Genomic DNA, 15,470 nt, shown 5'->3' with positions numbered 1-15,470 from the left:
ATTCATTGCCTTTTATGCTTCGCCATTATCAGCAACCCGGTCCTCAGAAGCAGGATGTTTTCTAAATTCAGAAGGGCTCATTTCAAACTGTTTTTTAAAGCAGATACTGAAATACTTTGCATTATTAAACCCGGTCTGGTAGGCTATTTCAGCCACTGTTGCATCAGAATGCTGCAGCAGGTAAGCGCTCCGTTTTAACCGGATATTCATAATAAATTCTTTGATCGACATACCCACTATATCATTGATCTTTTGATAAAGAATCGTTCTACCCACATTCATATCTGATACAAATCGCTCTACTGAATAATCAGGATTATCGATATTCTCTTCTATAAATTTCATGGCTTTGGTAAGTAACTCTTCATCCATCGATGAAATGGTGACGTTAGCGGGATCTACCAGGAATCTCTTGCTGTACTTTTCTTTTAACTCCTGCTGGCTTTTTAGTATCGTTTCCGTTTGCTGTAGCAGGTAGCTTACATCAAAAGGCTTATCAATAAAAACAGTGGCGCCCATTTCAAGTGCTTTAACTTTATTCTGATCTTCGTTCCCCTTTCCCGATACCATAACGATGGGAATATGACTGGTTTTAAAATTCTGCCGAAGACGCCGGCATACTTCAAATCCATTAAAGCCCGGCATCATCAGATCTGTGATGATCAGTTGCGGATAAATCTTCTCTCCTTGGTCAACCCTTCTACTCCATCGCTCGCTGTATATACATTGTATCTTTCAGAAAGCCGCTGTTCGAGATAAGTACGTAAAGAAGGATCATCTTCGATCAACAGAACACTGTTAGCCTTCCTGGCATTTTTACCTGTATGATCCCGCTCCGCTGATTCCAGCATCATATCGTCGAGTTCTGATACCGTATAATCATAAACCGTTCCGCCTACCTGCCCCGGGTTTGCTTCTTTTTTAAATGGCAACAAAATAGTAAACGAAACCTTGTTCATCTTATTCACCATCCATATAGTACCTCCCAATGTATCTACCAGTTCCTTTACTATGGCAAGACCAAGGCCAGAGCTCTCTTCAAAAGTAGGACGACGAGCAGACAAACGATTAAAGGATGTAAACAGTGTGGCGATCTGCTCCTCAGAAAAGTTATCGCCCGTATTCAGCACTTCTACCGAAACATACTCTTTTCCCCTGAGATCTATTTCTCCAGACAAGCGGCTTAACTCTTCTGTTGTTGACTCATATACCCGAACACCGACATACCCCTTACTAGGCGTGTATTTTAACGCATTCGAAAAAGGTTGGTCAATATCTTTTCAATAATATCAAAATCAAAAGCAACATATAACTGCGGTTGGTGGGCTGCCATATCCGTCTCAATTTCTTTGCGGTTGGCATATAGCTCAAATAAACCAAATACATCTCTTACAAACCCTATAAAATCCGCCACCTGGGGGTTTAATGTGATCTTCTGGCTCTCGATTTCTCTGAACCTTAGAAGCTGACTGATCATTCTTTGTATACGGGTCACATTCTTTTCAATCACCTGCATATACGAATTAGTTTTATCATTGGCGCCCAATGTTTCCCTCAGTTGCTTCAGGGGATCCAACACCAGGGTTAACGGTGTTTTTAAATCATGGGAAATATTCGTAAAGAAGTTAGTGCGTGCCTGGTTGAGCTCTCTCATGTTTTGCTCCTTTATTGCTTCCAGGGCCAGCCTTTCTTTAAACACCTTTTTGTTAGTATAATAACGCATTACAAAGAAAAGCAAGACGATAGCAATAAGACTGTACAAAAGATAGGCCCACCAGGAAAGGAAAAACGGTGGATCTACGTGTATGTAAAGCCTCGAAACATCCTGTCCCCAGATACCGTCATTATTTGATGCTTTAATTTCAAAAATATATAGTCACCCGCAGGCAGATCAAAAAACTGAACAGCATTTTGTTTTCGGTTTAATAGCTGCCATTCGTCCGAGAGTCCGCGCATGCGGTAGGTAAACTGGTTTTTTCTGCTTCCAGGTAGCTGTTGGAAGAAAACCGGATCTCGATATTGGATTGACTACTGGCCAGCTTAATCCGCTCCTCTTTGTTATTAGAAAGACTGGAGATATCTTTCGCCAATGGAGAGTTTTGTGATCCCGCCGTAACTTTCAAATTATTTACCAGGAAACCGGTAAAAAATACTTTGGGCTGTTGCCTGTTGTCAGACATGCTTGTTGGATCGAAAATGACAAACCCGTTGGTTCCGCCAAAAAGCATTTCTCCTTTAGAAGTTTTATAGGCTGATCGTATGTAAAAGGATCCACAGCTATTGTCGATATAAAATCTGGCTTTACTAAATTTATTTTTTGATGGCTCGTAATAATAAATGCCCTCGCTGGTACTTAACCAGATATTTTTCGACCCGCTGTCCTCCAAAATACCAAACACCAATTTAGGAGGAAAGCCGTTAGAGCTATTGAAGTTGAGATAAGTGCCATCTTTTTTTAGAACGTTTACACCTCCGCCCAATGTTCCCAACCATAGATCTCCATTGTATGCTTCGCGATAACAACATAAACTGTTGACTGCATAAGGTTGATCTTTGAGATAATGATGCCTGATGACTTTTCGGCTGATTGGATCTACAATGAATAGGCCATCGTGTGTAACAATCCTCAGCATTTTTTGCGCATCCTGGTAAAGCGCCTCAATTTCCAGCCTTATTGGTTTATTGTCTATACCTAATATAGAAGCTATACCTACTGCCGGATCGCCCTTGGCTTTATAAAACAGGGTATTATCGGGGTCAGTCATCCACCACGCAAACTGATCATCTTGTATAAAGTCATAAATGGTGAGCGGTTGCTGACTATAAGGATTGCGAAAATCAAGACTGGTAAACCTTTTATCAGCCGCATCGTAAGTAGTAATACCGCCGTTAAACGCAGCGATGTACAGGAATCGTTTTCCCTGATCAAAGCGAAGGCTTTTGATCATATTGGAATTAGGGGCATTTACGGAACTCTTCAAATAATGGCTGAAATGGTTGCTTTTCCTGTTCCAGTAATTCAACCCTCCCCCCTCGGTACCAATCCAGATATTACCCTGGCCGTCTTCTGCAAAGCTGCTTACAATAGGATGGTTGAGCGATTCGGGACCGGGCTTAAAATATCGTACTGTTTTATCATAGAGCGAACTATAAACCAGTTTACCACCATAGGTCCCCAGCCACACACCCTGGTCCGGATCGGCGTAAATAGTCCATATGGAATTATTGGGCAAGGAGTAGGCATCATTAAGGTTCATGGTTAAGGTAGTATGACTATCATGAGCAGGATCATATAAGAAAAGGCCGGTTTGTGTAGCTACCCACATAATACCCATCGGATCGAGGTACAGCTTTTTAGCTATTACTTGTTTGTTACCATTGGCCAGTACCGGTATGTTCCGTTGTATATGACCAGCTCTGTCAACTGCAAAAATGCCATCCTTTCCCGTGAGGAAATACATCAGCCCATTGTATTCTACCACGTCATTGGCAGGAGTATTGCCACCGAGCATAGCGAACTCTTTAAACAGCTTCGCATGAGTATCAAAACGGATCAACTTTCCGGACTGTGATAAAAACACAGATCCTTTTACGATTAATACATGTTCAAAATATCCGCCTTTGGGTAAAGAAAAGGTTTGCAATTTCTTTTTTGAGGTTGGTATAGCAGGAGGCTATCGTCTCTAAGCATGACCAGGTTGCCATCTTCATTTAAACGAATAGACCGGATTCTGCCAGGCACATTCATTTCGAAAGTAAAACGGCTATAATCAAATTGAAGCAAGCCATGATTGGTTGTTAAAAACAAACGTCCTTCCTTATCCTGCAACAATGCTCCGAACCGCCATTTTGAACCCGGTTCACTGGCAGAGGCCAGCTCATTCAACTGGTAGAAACTGCTTCCATCATAAACAAAAACAGCATCGGGACCGGTATACCAGATACGACCCAGACTATCTTTTGCGATGCTCTGTATGCCGCCATAATAGGAGGTTTCAGGCATTACACGAAACCGATACCGCGTTGAATCGATCGCATAAGTTTTTTGAGAAAAACGATTGCTATAATGCTTAATAAATATATGATCCTAAGTCTGCCCATGAAGCCATTTTTGATACAGGTTTTACAGCTTTTAACAGCCGGAAACCATCAATATAATATAATTCAGCCAAATCATTACCATTACAATACCCTTATTAAAAAATGAGTCTTTTATCTGGTACACCCACTAAATAGATTACCCCGGCCAGGTAATTCCAGGCCGGGGTAAAGAGCTAGAGGGGCTCCTTTTATTTTTAATATAATACTAGTACCCCGGGTTTTGCACCATCAACGGCATTTTTTGAATTTCTGTTAATGGAATCGGAAGCAGATACATTGCTTTTCTAAAATTAAGCGGCCTGGGTGCGGAAGCAGCCCTATAGGTATAGGTAGTTTCTCCGGTACGGGTAATAATCATTACTTTGTTAAAACCGGTCAATACCTGTTCCGCTATCATCCACCGGCGTATGTCATTGAATCTGTGATCTTCAAACGCCAGCTCAATCCTTCTTTCGTTTTGAACAAGGCTGCGCATTTCTTCAACGGTCATATTCGCCTTCATTCCATACAAACCATCGGCGCCTGGTAAAATACCAGCTCTTTCTCTTATTTGTTTTAAAGGTGCATAAGCTTTATCTGTGGCTCCTGTTTCGTTAAGCGCTTCCGCATAGTTCAGCAAAATCTCGGCATACCTTATTAGCGACCATCCCCTGTCCGTTGTTCCGGCAGTATTACTGGCCAGGTTTTCATCCAGCATTTTCCTTGAAAAGTAACCGGTAAAATATCCTCCTGCCACATAACCATCCGAAGTAGTATTTGGTATGGTAGATCCGGCAGACTGATAGGTCCATATAGGAGTTTTAGGACCGGTGTTGCTGGTATAGGACAGCCCGTTATAAATAATAGAGTAATCGAAGCGCGGGTCCCTGTTTAAATAAGGGTTGGCCGGATCATACAAAGGACTTTCCGTTATAGACTTACCATCCTTCATGGGAAAGGCTTCAACCAGGTTATGAGTAGGCTTCATTACCAGACTGCCCGAACGGGAGCCCGGCAGGTAATAAGATTCCATTTCCCTTTGTGGGCCGCGATTGAATGCCAGAATATATTCGCTGTTAACTCTTTTCAAAAACACGCTGTAAAAACCATTTCCGGGCCTGGTTGCATTGTCCACATTGAGTTGATACCTGCCCGAGTTAATAACAGCTTCCGCTGCATTGGCCGCAAGCTGCCACCTGTTTTTATCAAAGCTAGGGTAACCCACCAAACCAGCCTTATCACCGCATTGGAACTATTTCCACCATTAAATAAAGGACTTGCGGCATACAGCAACACTCGCGATTTCAACGCCAGGCAGGCGCCAGCGGTAATTCTTCCATAATCGATATCTGCATACACTACATTATTTAAGGCCTGGGCGCATTGATCCAGCTCACTTACAATATAGTTAACACATTCATCAAAGCTATTTCGGGGTATATTGATGACATCATTGATGTCGTATACATTATCATCGATAACAGGTACACCACCAAACACAGCAACCATCTGGTAGTAATACCAGGCTCTTAAAAACCTTGCTTCCGCTGCCATTCTTTGCCTGGTAGATTCGTGAAAGGGAGCATCAGGCAGACGGGACAAGAGTAAGTTCACCCTGCGGATATTCATATAAGGAGTATTCCAGAAATCTTTGTCTGCTGCAAAACCGGTTAAAACATTACTGGGGCCGATCGATCCCTGGGCATAGGCATTTCCCCAAACAGAGGTATTATTATTGCCTTCTGCATTGTCCGAAGCTAATTCAGTATTACCCGCACCTCCCGCGGCAGAAAAACGGTAAATGGCAAATGTATATCCTATGTCCACGTAAATCCGGTTTAAGAATCCAAGCGTACGGATACTATCTGTGAATATGGCTTTGTCGTCTAATAGGTTGGTTTTATCATCCAGAAATTTGGATTTCTGACAGGATACCAAAAGGCCGCCCAGTAAGATGCTTATAATTAATCTCTTCATTTTTTTGAATTTAGAAAGTGATGTTCAAACCAAAATTGAAAGTACGGGAAGGAGGATAAGGCAGATCTGTAACAGCTTCCACCACTTCCGGGTCCAGGTCGTAGAGTTTGTCCAATTTGGTCCATGTTATCAGGTTGTAACCATTGGCGTAAACGCGCATCTCTTTAATACGGATACGTTTCAATGCTTCCGCACTAATGGTATAGCTGATCTCTGCACTCTTCAACCTAACATAGTCGCCGGGTATTGCCCAAAAGTCAGAATAAAAAGTAGACGGACTCGAGCTTAGATCAGCGGTATATAGCTGTGGATATTTGGCATCGTTACCCAATTCGGGCGTCCAGTGCTGTTGGTGAATAGGCAACAACTTGCTCACGTTATGGTGAATAACCGCTCCTGTGGCACTGGCAACAAAATCGCTGGCTCCCTGGAATAAAGCGTTTACTTGAATACCTTTAAACCCAAAACCCAGGTTCAAACCATATACTTTATTGGGCAGATTGGTTAAACCGAAATAAGATTGATCAGATGCATCAATAAGACCATCACCGTTCAAGTCCTTATACTTGATGTCGCCGGGACGGCCACCAATGGCGGGTTTGGGCACATTCGGATCGGCAATATCAGCAGCAGTGTAAAACTCGCCGGTCCAGGTATATTTCAACCTAGAGCCGATCGGCTGTCCGGTTTCCTGCTGATAAGGATACAGAGGCACCGGCTCATCCCTGAACAATATCTTATTTTTAGCAGAAGAATAAGTTGCTCTAAAGGAATACCGCCAGTCTTCACCAATGCGGTTATTGTATCCCAGTTCAAATTCCAAACCGCGGTTATTGGTCTTCCCAAGATTCACATTAGGAAGCCCTTGTCCGAAAACAGCCGATACGCTACCTCTTGTAGTAAGGATATCAAAACGGTTATTGTTAAAATAGGCTACTGTTGCTGTTAGTTTACGGTTGAACATCGCAAGATCGAAGCCGATATCCATTTTCTTTTCTTTCTCCCAGGTCACTTCATTATTCGCCAGCGTTCCCTCTACAGCAGTAACATGGCCATTGTTATTGGCAACGCCAAACATACCGCTTCCACTACCCAAAGTATAACTCTGCAGGTAGGCATAAACGCCCCCGGTATTATCAACCCCTGTCAAACCGTAAGATCCTCTGAGCTTAAACAGGTTTAAGAAAGATAAATTTTCTTTGATAATTTTCTCTTCTGCTATGTTCCAACCCATCGACGCAGCGGGAAAAAACCCATAACGACGCCCCTTTGCAAAACGATCTGTGCCATTGTAGGCGCCGCTCACTTCCACCAGGTATTTATTTTTATAATCGTATCCCATACGGGCAGTATAGCCCTTGAAATTTTCGGGTATAAAATTGTAAATACCACCACTGGAGGAATTAGCGCCTACCTTACTATTTTGATTATACAGGAAAAGCCCGGTAACATTATGATCTCTTCCAAAAGTGCGGGTATAATTTAATATTGCCTGTAGTGTTAAGGCACTACTGGTGGATCCTACATCATAGCGAAGCGTGGGCGTACTGATCCTGTAAACATTATCTGACCGCCCGAAAGAATAGCTATCCGTTTCGGGGTTATAGATATAGGAAGGAAAGCCTGAACCACTTGCCGGACGGTTCAGGTATCGTGCATAGCTATAATGATTACGATAGGCTACTGTTCCTTTAATAGATAATCCGGGAGTAATAAAATTAAGCCGTTGTGTTGCGTTGGTAGCCAGGTTGATATTATTGCCAAACGGGCGATAATAGCCATTATACATTAAACGTCCTACTATGTTATTATTATTCCGGCCGGCAAAATTGCGCTGCCACAGGCTATAACCAAGGCTACCATCCGGATTATATACGGGGTAGTTATAGGGAGCTGTTTCGTTGTTACGGCTCAGATCACTAAAAAGGTTGGAATTGGCACTGGCATTATTGTCATTAGTTTCGTCCAGGTAGCCAAATACGTTGAACTGAACGTCTAACTCAGAGTTTACTTTCAGATCGATATTAGAGCGATAGTTGTATCTTTTATAATAATAAGAACTATTGAGATCTACCCCAAAATCCTTCAATTGTCCGCCCTGGTGCAAATAGCCCAATGACACAAAGTATTTAGCCCTCGCAGTTCCCCGGTTACATTCAGGTTATTGCGAAGCATCGGAGCATAATTCTTTAAAAGTATATCATACCAGTCGTTATCAGGATGACCATAAGGATCGGTACCATTACGATAAAGCTCGAGGTCTTTTTCAGAAAACTGTGGTACAAAATTGGGGTTCGGATTTAGGGCATTCATATTCATCTGCGACTCTGTGAATAGTTTTGCAGATTCGTAGGCATTGAGGTAAGGTGGCAGCCTGGTAGGCTGGCTTAAACCGTACTCACTCTGAAAGCTGATCGTAGGTCGCCCCGCTTTTCCGCGGGTAGTAGTTACCAATACGACTCCATTAGCTCCCTTGATACCGTAAATCGAAGTAGTAGCCGCATCTTTTAAAATGGAAATCGATTCAATTTCGTTGGCATTTAATGCATAAAACTGCTGATAGGTATATTCAATATCATCTACAATAATCAATGGTTGATTATTGCCGGTATAAGAGCTGATACCGCGTACATAGAAAGCAGCTGCATCTGCACCAGGACGGCCACTACGTTGCTGGCTGCTAAAGCCGGTAATACGTCCTGCCAGGTTATTTTGCAAACTAGGCGATGGACTTTGCCGGATCTCTTCTCCCGAAACAGAGCTCACGGAACCTGTTAGTGTTTTTTGCTGGTTTTACCAAACCCAACCACTACCACATTATCCATGATCTTATTGTCTTCGGAAAGCGTGATATCTAAGGTATTCTGATCCTGTACATCAATATCCTGCGGAATATACCCGGCATAGCTTACCACAATGGTAGGTGCTGCTATCTCTATACTGAAACGGCCGTTCCCATCGGTTTGGGTTGCATTGGAAGGAACTCCTTTTTCGGTAATGGTTACGCCAGGCAAAAGTCCGTCCCGGTTTCTCACTTCACCTTTTACCAGTCGTTTCTGCGTTTGTGCTGCAAGACTACCGGAGAGCAGCAGCAGGCTCATCATAAAATATATTAATTTTTTCATACTGATTTGTTAGTTGGCAGGTTTAGTAATAGCCTTCGTTTTGAATTAATTTGCTGTTCTTCTGGATCTCGCTAAAAGGGATAGGCATATAGTAATTCCTAGGTTCAAACTTAAATGGCGCCACATCTTTTTGAGCAATCACTATGCTTCCGGAACTATTGTCCAGCGCAAGCCCGGTTAACTGAGCAGGCAGGTTTTGAGCATCTTTCCACCTGCGGATGTCCCAGAAACGATGTTCCTCGAAACTCAGTTCAATACGACGTTCATTTTTGATGAGCCTGCGAAGATCGGCCTGGCCCACACCTGCAGGTATCCCGTAGCGGGCATTAGCTCCCGCAGTAATACCTGCTCTGGCCCTTAACAGGAAAACCTGTTTAGCAGCATCTTCGGTACGCCCTTTTTCATTCAAAGCCTCAGCATAATTCAATAGCACTTCAGCATAACGGAAATAAGGAAAGTTGTGGCTTTGATTAGAGTATGTAGTTCCGCTTGTAAAATCGCCCAGGAATTTCCTCAGGTAATAAGAGGTTTTTGTTTGTACCTGATAAGGTCTGTTCGGCTTATCCCTTCCACCTTCAAAAGTTTCTACTGCTCTTCCCAACCACTGAACCCCATTGTAAAAAATGATGGCATTTAAGCGAGGATCACGGTTCTGGTATTGGCTAAGCGTGGTTGCGCTCCCCTCAAAAGGAGAACCATTCAAATTGGGAAAGGCATTTAAAAAATCCTGCGTAGGGCTTGTTCTGCCATTGCTTGCCGCTGGTGCTACATAGCCAATGGGTGCACTGGCGGTTTCCAGCCCGGTAGAATTGGCAGATTGCTTGGAAAAGATAATATCCGTATTGATTTTGGTGGTAAATATATTACGGTAAACTGCTGTACCGGTACCTGCCGGCAGCTTATAATATCCTTTACTGATAATCTCTTCTGCTACCTGTATAACACGATCCCAGCGCGAAGCGTCAACGTCTGTATAACCTGTAAGTGCTTTTTCTGAGGATCAGCTGATACGCCTCCCCATTAAACAACGGACTGGCCGCGTATAAATACAACCTGCATTTCAGTGCTAAAGCGGCTTCAAGATTAGCGCGACCAAAATCGGTAGTAGTAATCTTTGACCCCAGTGGTAAATCGGCTTTAATGGCATCTACTTCACCTGCGATATAGTTCACACAATCTGCATAGTTTGAACGGGCAATATTGATATCTGAATCCAGCTCAAGCACTTCATCACCCAGCAAGGGAATACCTCCGTAGCGCTTCAATAATTCGAAATAAGAAAATGCACGCAGGAAGCGTACTTCCGCTTTATATTGTTTGATTAATGTATCAGAAATAGGCACTATATCGATATTTTTTAAAAACACATTACACCTGCGTACAATGGCATAGCTGTTAAACCAGTTATTATCCGGGTAGTTTACAGCAGTGAGTTGTCCGTTTGTAAAAAAGCTCACGTTGGATCTTTCTGACGATGGCACTGCATCATCTGTAGCCGCATCCAGGAAGTCTCCGTCGATACGATTAAAGCCGTTTGGCAACAATGAATAGATACCAAATAAATAAGCTTTTGCCTGTACAGCTTCCTTATCAGTCGGATCAAAAACATCCGATATCAAAACCCGGTCTTTAGGTTCTGTTTCCCATTTTTTGCAGGAGTGTAATCCTATTATTAATAAGGCTGATAAATAAAATATTATCTTTTTCATCCTTGTACTTTTTATATTTTTTGAATGTCCCATTGTTTCCCACTCAGGGCCGGAACAAAGTATACCTGTTTGAAATTCGCCGACGTGCCTACAGTTTAACATGCACACCGAAGCTGATCACTTTTTGAATGGGATATGCGCCTCTATAACTTTCGGGATCAGCACCGTTAAAGGTTTTTGATGACCAGCTGAACAGGTTATATCCATTTACAAATACCCGGGTCGATTTAAGCTTGATCCTGTTTAGTATAGAAGCAGGTAATGAATATCCTAACTCCATACTGCGCACCCGAAGAAAAAATTGCCATTCCTTAACCAGAAGCTATTGGTGGCTGCATTATTAAATTCACCATTGTAAGGTCCCCGTTGGTGGTTAACCGCGGATAGCTGGCATTGGGATTAGAGGGTGTCCAGCGATCAAGGTGCATATCAAATGCCTGTCCTACTCCTTCGAGAAACTCTCGATAGCTATTGCCTGAAGGATATACCTGCCTGTTTAATTCGGCCACCAGCAGCGTAGAAAAATCAAACTGGCTCCACCTGAATCCTAAATTAGAGCCCAAAAGAATAAGCGGTTTTTCAGAACCGATAATGGTCATATCATATTGATTGATCACCCCATCATTATTAAGGTCTTTAAACTTGATATCTCCCAGTTGTGGTATATATCCTTCTGTAGTTGCACGATTATCAAGCTCTGCCTGTGTTTGAAAAAGCCCTTCAGCAATGTAACCGTAAGTAAGCCCTACAGGGTGACCGGTTCTTTGCATCCATTCATACATCTGGGCAGGTTCGCCATTATCAATGAGTTTGGATTGTTGAATGGCAGCATTCACAGAAGCCCAATAACTGAATTTGCCCCTGGTCTCTTGCCAACCCAATACCGCTTCTATACCGCTGTTATTTTGTTTCCCTATATTTTCATTAGGGTAAGCTATACCTAAAGTACCGCTGTTCGTACCTCTTACAATGCTCAGATCGCTGTACTTATTAAAGTAGTAGTCCAGGTCAAAAGACAGCCTGTTGTCTAAGAAACGGGAATCAAACCCAATATTCAGCATATTAGCTTTCTCGTAGGTTATATTGGGATTTGCAAGAAAGGATTCTGCAATAGTAGTGGTAGACGTGGCACTGGTTCCAAAATAAGTGGTAGGTGCATTATTGTAAGACTGGATGTAGGTAAAGTAGCTGCCATTATCCAGGCCCGTTATACCGTAAGAGCCATGAAGCTTTAGCTCACTTAACCAGCTCTTGTCTTTCAAAAAGGCTTCATTGTGCAAATTCCAGCCCAGGCCTACTGAAGGAAACATTCCATACTTAAATCCACCATCCGAAGGATAACGGTTAGCTCCATTATAAGCAGCTGCGAACTCAGCAATAAAGCGTTTATCATATACATAAGACGCATGTGCTGAAATACCCTGAACGGTAAGGTTTAAGTTTGACCCGGCGATAAGATTGTCCCGGTTAGCCAAAAGCAACAGATCCCAATCGTGCAGTCCTTTGTTCCTGGAATACCCTAAAGAAAACTCCTGGAAATTAGAACGGTTTTGAAAAGAAACAGCATTGCTATTTCCCTGTTCACTATTAGTACCATACTGGCCATACACCGGGGCGTTAGCGTCATTGTTCATGATCTGGAAAACGGCAAACGATTTGGTACGTGTATAATTCTCCCGCATATCACTGAAAAAGATACGCGCGCTTTGGCCCATAAGCCTGGCAATACATCATCCAGCTCGCGACGCAGGTAAAAATCTGTCAGAACTGTTCGGGTATGTCCTACAAAATAGCCGGAGTTTAAGGTCTGCGCCATTATATTGTTTTGAAAACGGGCAGAGCCTCCCAGGCTACCATTAGGATTACGAATAGGGTAAGCACTAGCAGGCGTATTTAAAATGGACTGGAAAATATTATTGGCACCATCACTACCGGGTGCGTTCATATCCATAATACGGCCCATAATATAAATACCTCCATCCAAACGGTCGGTAATTTTCACATCCACATTGGAACGCACAAAATATCCCTTAGCGCCTGCATTGGTACTATAGTTATTATTGTCATCTGTTTTAAAGAATCCATCCTGGTTAAAATGTTCGAGATTCACGAAATACTTAAAATATTCGTTTCCTCCACGCGCATTGATATTATAGCGGGCCACGGGTGCCGACTTCCTGGTCACTTCATCCCGCCAGTTCACGTTAGGATATAAATAAGGATTAGAACCATCTTTGTATGCCTGTATGGCTGCATCACTAAACCCATTATTTTGTACAGACAGCCCATCATTTTTCAGTGCTTCATTATATAGCAAAGCGTATTGGTAAGCGTCCAGAGGTTGACCGATCAGGTTTTGTGTGGGTTGCTGTGTGCCCCATTGACCAGAAAAATTGATTTCCGATTTCATAGGCGCTCCTTTTTGGTAACCACAGATATAGCACCTCCTGCACCCCGAACTCCTAACATAGCTAATGCTACCGCATCCTTCAACACCGTAACAGACTCAATTTCTTCTATGCCTATTTCTGTTATTGACCTGGGTATTCCATCTATTAACACCAGTGGTGTTCTACCCCGCAACAACATCGACACGCTCTCGCTTAATGGTTGTCCGTTGGTCTGGCTCACCTTTAAGCCAGGTAACTGACCAGCTAATCCGATAGGGAATGACATTACAGGTACATGATGTATGGATGTGCCCGGAATTACAGATGCGGATGCCGTAGACCTTGGCTTTTCGATCTTATAATAGATAAGCGGGTAAACGGTTTCCATAGCATCATTCTCACCCGTTGTATCAATGGCAGTTGTGTCTGACTGTGCCAGCAAGCCGAAGGGAAAGCAGCAAAGCATCACAGCAAGGGCTTTAAATGCCAGCGTTTGTCTAAATGATATCATAGTTTTTTAAAATTAACATTGCGTTATTGGTAGATAATCGTTGTTGTAAATAGGAAGATCTGTTTTCATCAAAATACATTCTCCCGGTAGCGAAGCAGCATTCGTTTACGTTTCATGTTGGCTTTAAAGTGGTTTAATATAATCGTTAGAACCATTAACAAATTTATCAGCTAGTACAAGGGTGGCGAAACAAACCCTTCTCTTTTTTTATTGGGAACGATCCCATTATTGGGACCGTTCCCATTCCTTACCAATACAGGTACAGAAATGCATGACTTTAGGAGCAACCTAAGATTTCTAAGAAGCATTATCCTTGTTTTGATTATTTTTCGTTAATTGATTGGTATCGGTCCAAGTGCAAATTCGGAGCTTATTAACAATGAACTTGTTTAACCTTTCTTAGGCGCCGTCCTTATGGACTCTAACGAACTCGTTCAGCAATTTTTACCAATGTAAAGTCCCGAAAGGACGAGATATTGGTAGAAAAAATCCATTTAAGGACATTAGGCCTCGTAGAGGCGACATATTATCATTTCGTCTAAAAAGTTTGTATAAGTTCAATATTATTCCTGTTTGATCCAAGCATTCACATTATTCAACTTTATTAAATAATATGTTGAAAGAAGTGCGCTTATGATGATATCATCAAGGCCTGAAAATAGCGAGTTGATTTAGAAACCCGCTTTCTTTACATTATCGACTACTACCGAGTCACTATTAACAACATCAATAGCATTACCCTTTCCCAGGTATAATATATCCCGGAAACTCGCATCTTTTATGCCTTTGGCCATCACTGGTTGATAGGTAACCAGATTCTTTACAAACAAGCCTTTAATATTCGCTGCATACTCAGCTACCAGGCCCTGGTTAGATAAAGCATTAATGGTCATATTCTCCAATACATTTTGTATCCTTAGCCTGCCTACGGGCATAATACGAATGGCCCGATGAGAGATCGAATAAAAATCCTGCCAGTTCAACAGGTATATATTCGATATATTATCTTTTGCCCCATTATAAACCGATCCGCTCACTACGTTTACGTTCTCAGCTCCTGCCGGCACGCCTGTATCGGTTAAGCCTATGTTGATAAAGTCATCACCACTATTACCCCGGCAGCGCTCTATCACAATGTTCCGGCAGCCAAATCGCACCCCTAATCCATCCTGGTTTAATACCTGTTTTTCAACACCGGCTATACTTACGGCTTGCCGCACCTGGAAACTAATATCCCTCAATGCGCCGTTAGTACAGCGTTCCAATACAATTCCATGAGCATGATAATCTTTTAGTTTAATACCACTGATCTCAAATACATCTACATAAGCCAATACTATAGCATGATTACGCCAGCCGCCCTTTTGATTCTCCCCTGGCTTTCCGGCATCAGTACCGTAAGATTGAGTAAATCCCCTTGGATCTACCGATAGTGTTTTGTTATGGTCCCCGGTGGCCCGCGGATTAGCAGCGCCCTCCAGTAAAACATTACCCCTACCGATGATCCTGATATTACTCAGGGGCTTTATATTCGAAATACCTAAACCCGCATTGGCAGAACGTATAAAATTATCCCTGCACCGGTTGGAAAGCTTAATTGTACAATTGTCCAGTTCCAGCACTATATCACCCGGTAACAAAATGGCCTTATCAATCAGCCAGACAGTAGTTTTTTTAC

Annotated in this window: 17 protein-coding genes; all 17 read right to left on the bottom strand. The window is 42.6% G+C overall.

Annotation, left to right across the window (positions count from 1 at the left end; genetic code table 11):
• Nucleotides 1-12: 12 nt before the first annotated feature.
• The 17 genes from MKP07_RS23540 to MKP07_RS23460 all read right to left on the bottom strand — a co-directional run bounded on the left by MKP07_RS23540 (nucleotide 13) and on the right by MKP07_RS23460 (nucleotide 15,432).
• Complete coding sequence (locus MKP07_RS23540; RefSeq protein ID WP_240849504.1) at nucleotides 13-648, bottom strand: response regulator transcription factor; 636 nt, start codon at nucleotides 646-648, stop codon at nucleotides 13-15.
• 14 nt (nucleotides 649-662) lie between these two features.
• Complete coding sequence (locus tag MKP07_RS23535) at nucleotides 663-1,274, bottom strand: hybrid sensor histidine kinase/response regulator (RefSeq protein ID WP_240851028.1); 612 nt, start codon at nucleotides 1,272-1,274, stop codon at nucleotides 663-665.
• A complete protein-coding gene (locus MKP07_RS23530; protein WP_240849503.1) occupies nucleotides 1,247-1,699 on the bottom strand; it encodes a sensor histidine kinase in 453 nt (150 codons plus the stop codon). Before MKP07_RS23530 ends, MKP07_RS23535 begins: the two co-directional genes overlap by 28 nt.
• Before the next feature lie 223 nt (nucleotides 1,700-1,922).
• Entirely contained in the window at nucleotides 1,923-3,581 is a 1,659-nt protein-coding gene (locus MKP07_RS23525) for a ligand-binding sensor domain-containing protein (RefSeq protein ID WP_240849502.1), read from the bottom strand.
• A gap of 14 nt (nucleotides 3,582-3,595) precedes the next feature.
• Nucleotides 3,596-4,003, bottom strand: a complete 408-nt coding sequence (locus tag MKP07_RS23520) for a hypothetical protein (protein ID WP_240849501.1) — start codon at nucleotides 4,001-4,003, stop codon at nucleotides 3,596-3,598.
• A 303-nt stretch (nucleotides 4,004-4,306) separates the two neighbouring features.
• Entirely contained in the window at nucleotides 4,307-5,170 is an 864-nt protein-coding gene (locus MKP07_RS23515) for a RagB/SusD family nutrient uptake outer membrane protein (RefSeq protein WP_240849500.1), read from the bottom strand.
• Nucleotides 5,167-6,057, bottom strand: a complete 891-nt coding sequence (locus MKP07_RS23510; RefSeq protein WP_240849499.1) for a RagB/SusD family nutrient uptake outer membrane protein — start codon at nucleotides 6,055-6,057, stop codon at nucleotides 5,167-5,169. The genes MKP07_RS23515 and MKP07_RS23510 overlap by 4 nt, the downstream gene beginning before the upstream one ends.
• A gap of 10 nt (nucleotides 6,058-6,067) precedes the next feature.
• Nucleotides 6,068-8,179, bottom strand: coding sequence for a SusC/RagA family TonB-linked outer membrane protein (locus MKP07_RS23505; RefSeq protein ID WP_240849498.1), 2,112 nt, complete (start codon nucleotides 8,177-8,179; stop codon nucleotides 6,068-6,070).
• Nucleotides 8,143-8,823 carry a TonB-dependent receptor plug domain-containing protein gene (locus MKP07_RS23500; protein ID WP_240849497.1) on the bottom strand — a complete coding sequence of 227 codons (681 nt, stop codon included), beginning with the start codon at nucleotides 8,821-8,823 and terminating at the stop codon, nucleotides 8,143-8,145. The genes MKP07_RS23505 and MKP07_RS23500 overlap by 37 nt, the downstream gene beginning before the upstream one ends.
• An 8-nt stretch (nucleotides 8,824-8,831) precedes the next feature.
• Complete coding sequence (locus tag MKP07_RS23495; RefSeq protein ID WP_240849496.1) at nucleotides 8,832-9,182, bottom strand: carboxypeptidase-like regulatory domain-containing protein; 351 nt, start codon at nucleotides 9,180-9,182, stop codon at nucleotides 8,832-8,834.
• 22 nt (nucleotides 9,183-9,204) lie between these two features.
• Entirely contained in the window at nucleotides 9,205-10,014 is an 810-nt protein-coding gene (locus MKP07_RS23490; RefSeq protein WP_317236086.1) for a RagB/SusD family nutrient uptake outer membrane protein, read from the bottom strand.
• Nucleotides 10,015-10,144: 130 nt separating this feature from the next.
• Nucleotides 10,145-10,891: a RagB/SusD family nutrient uptake outer membrane protein gene (locus tag MKP07_RS23485; protein WP_240849495.1), complete on the bottom strand. Its 747-nt coding sequence runs from the start codon at nucleotides 10,889-10,891 to the stop codon at nucleotides 10,145-10,147.
• Nucleotides 10,892-10,979: 88 nt separating this feature from the next.
• Nucleotides 10,980-11,171: a hypothetical protein gene (locus tag MKP07_RS23480; RefSeq protein ID WP_240849494.1), complete on the bottom strand. Its 192-nt coding sequence runs from the start codon at nucleotides 11,169-11,171 to the stop codon at nucleotides 10,980-10,982.
• A 31-nt stretch (nucleotides 11,172-11,202) separates the two neighbouring features.
• Nucleotides 11,203-12,606, bottom strand: a complete 1,404-nt coding sequence (locus MKP07_RS23475; protein WP_240849493.1) for a TonB-dependent receptor domain-containing protein — start codon at nucleotides 12,604-12,606, stop codon at nucleotides 11,203-11,205.
• Nucleotides 12,522-13,301 (bottom strand): SusC/RagA family TonB-linked outer membrane protein, encoded by a 780-nt coding sequence (locus tag MKP07_RS23470; protein WP_240849492.1) that lies wholly within the window; start codon nucleotides 13,299-13,301, stop codon nucleotides 12,522-12,524. The genes MKP07_RS23475 and MKP07_RS23470 overlap by 85 nt, the downstream gene beginning before the upstream one ends.
• Nucleotides 13,298-13,792 carry a TonB-dependent receptor plug domain-containing protein gene (locus MKP07_RS23465; protein WP_240849491.1) on the bottom strand — a complete coding sequence of 165 codons (495 nt, stop codon included), beginning with the start codon at nucleotides 13,790-13,792 and terminating at the stop codon, nucleotides 13,298-13,300. The genes MKP07_RS23470 and MKP07_RS23465 overlap by 4 nt, the downstream gene beginning before the upstream one ends.
• Nucleotides 13,793-14,463: 671 nt before the next feature.
• Entirely contained in the window at nucleotides 14,464-15,432 is a 969-nt protein-coding gene (locus MKP07_RS23460; RefSeq protein ID WP_240849490.1) for a glycoside hydrolase family protein, read from the bottom strand.
• Nucleotides 15,433-15,470 lie beyond the last annotated feature (38 nt).

Origin of the sequence: Paraniabella hibiscisoli (genome assembly GCF_022512515.1) — a bacterium.
Lineage (GTDB): Bacteria > Bacteroidota > Bacteroidia > Chitinophagales > Chitinophagaceae > Niabella > Niabella hibiscisoli.
The sequence above is the reverse complement of the archived record's forward strand: the minus strand, read 5'-3'. Positions and strand labels throughout refer to the sequence as shown.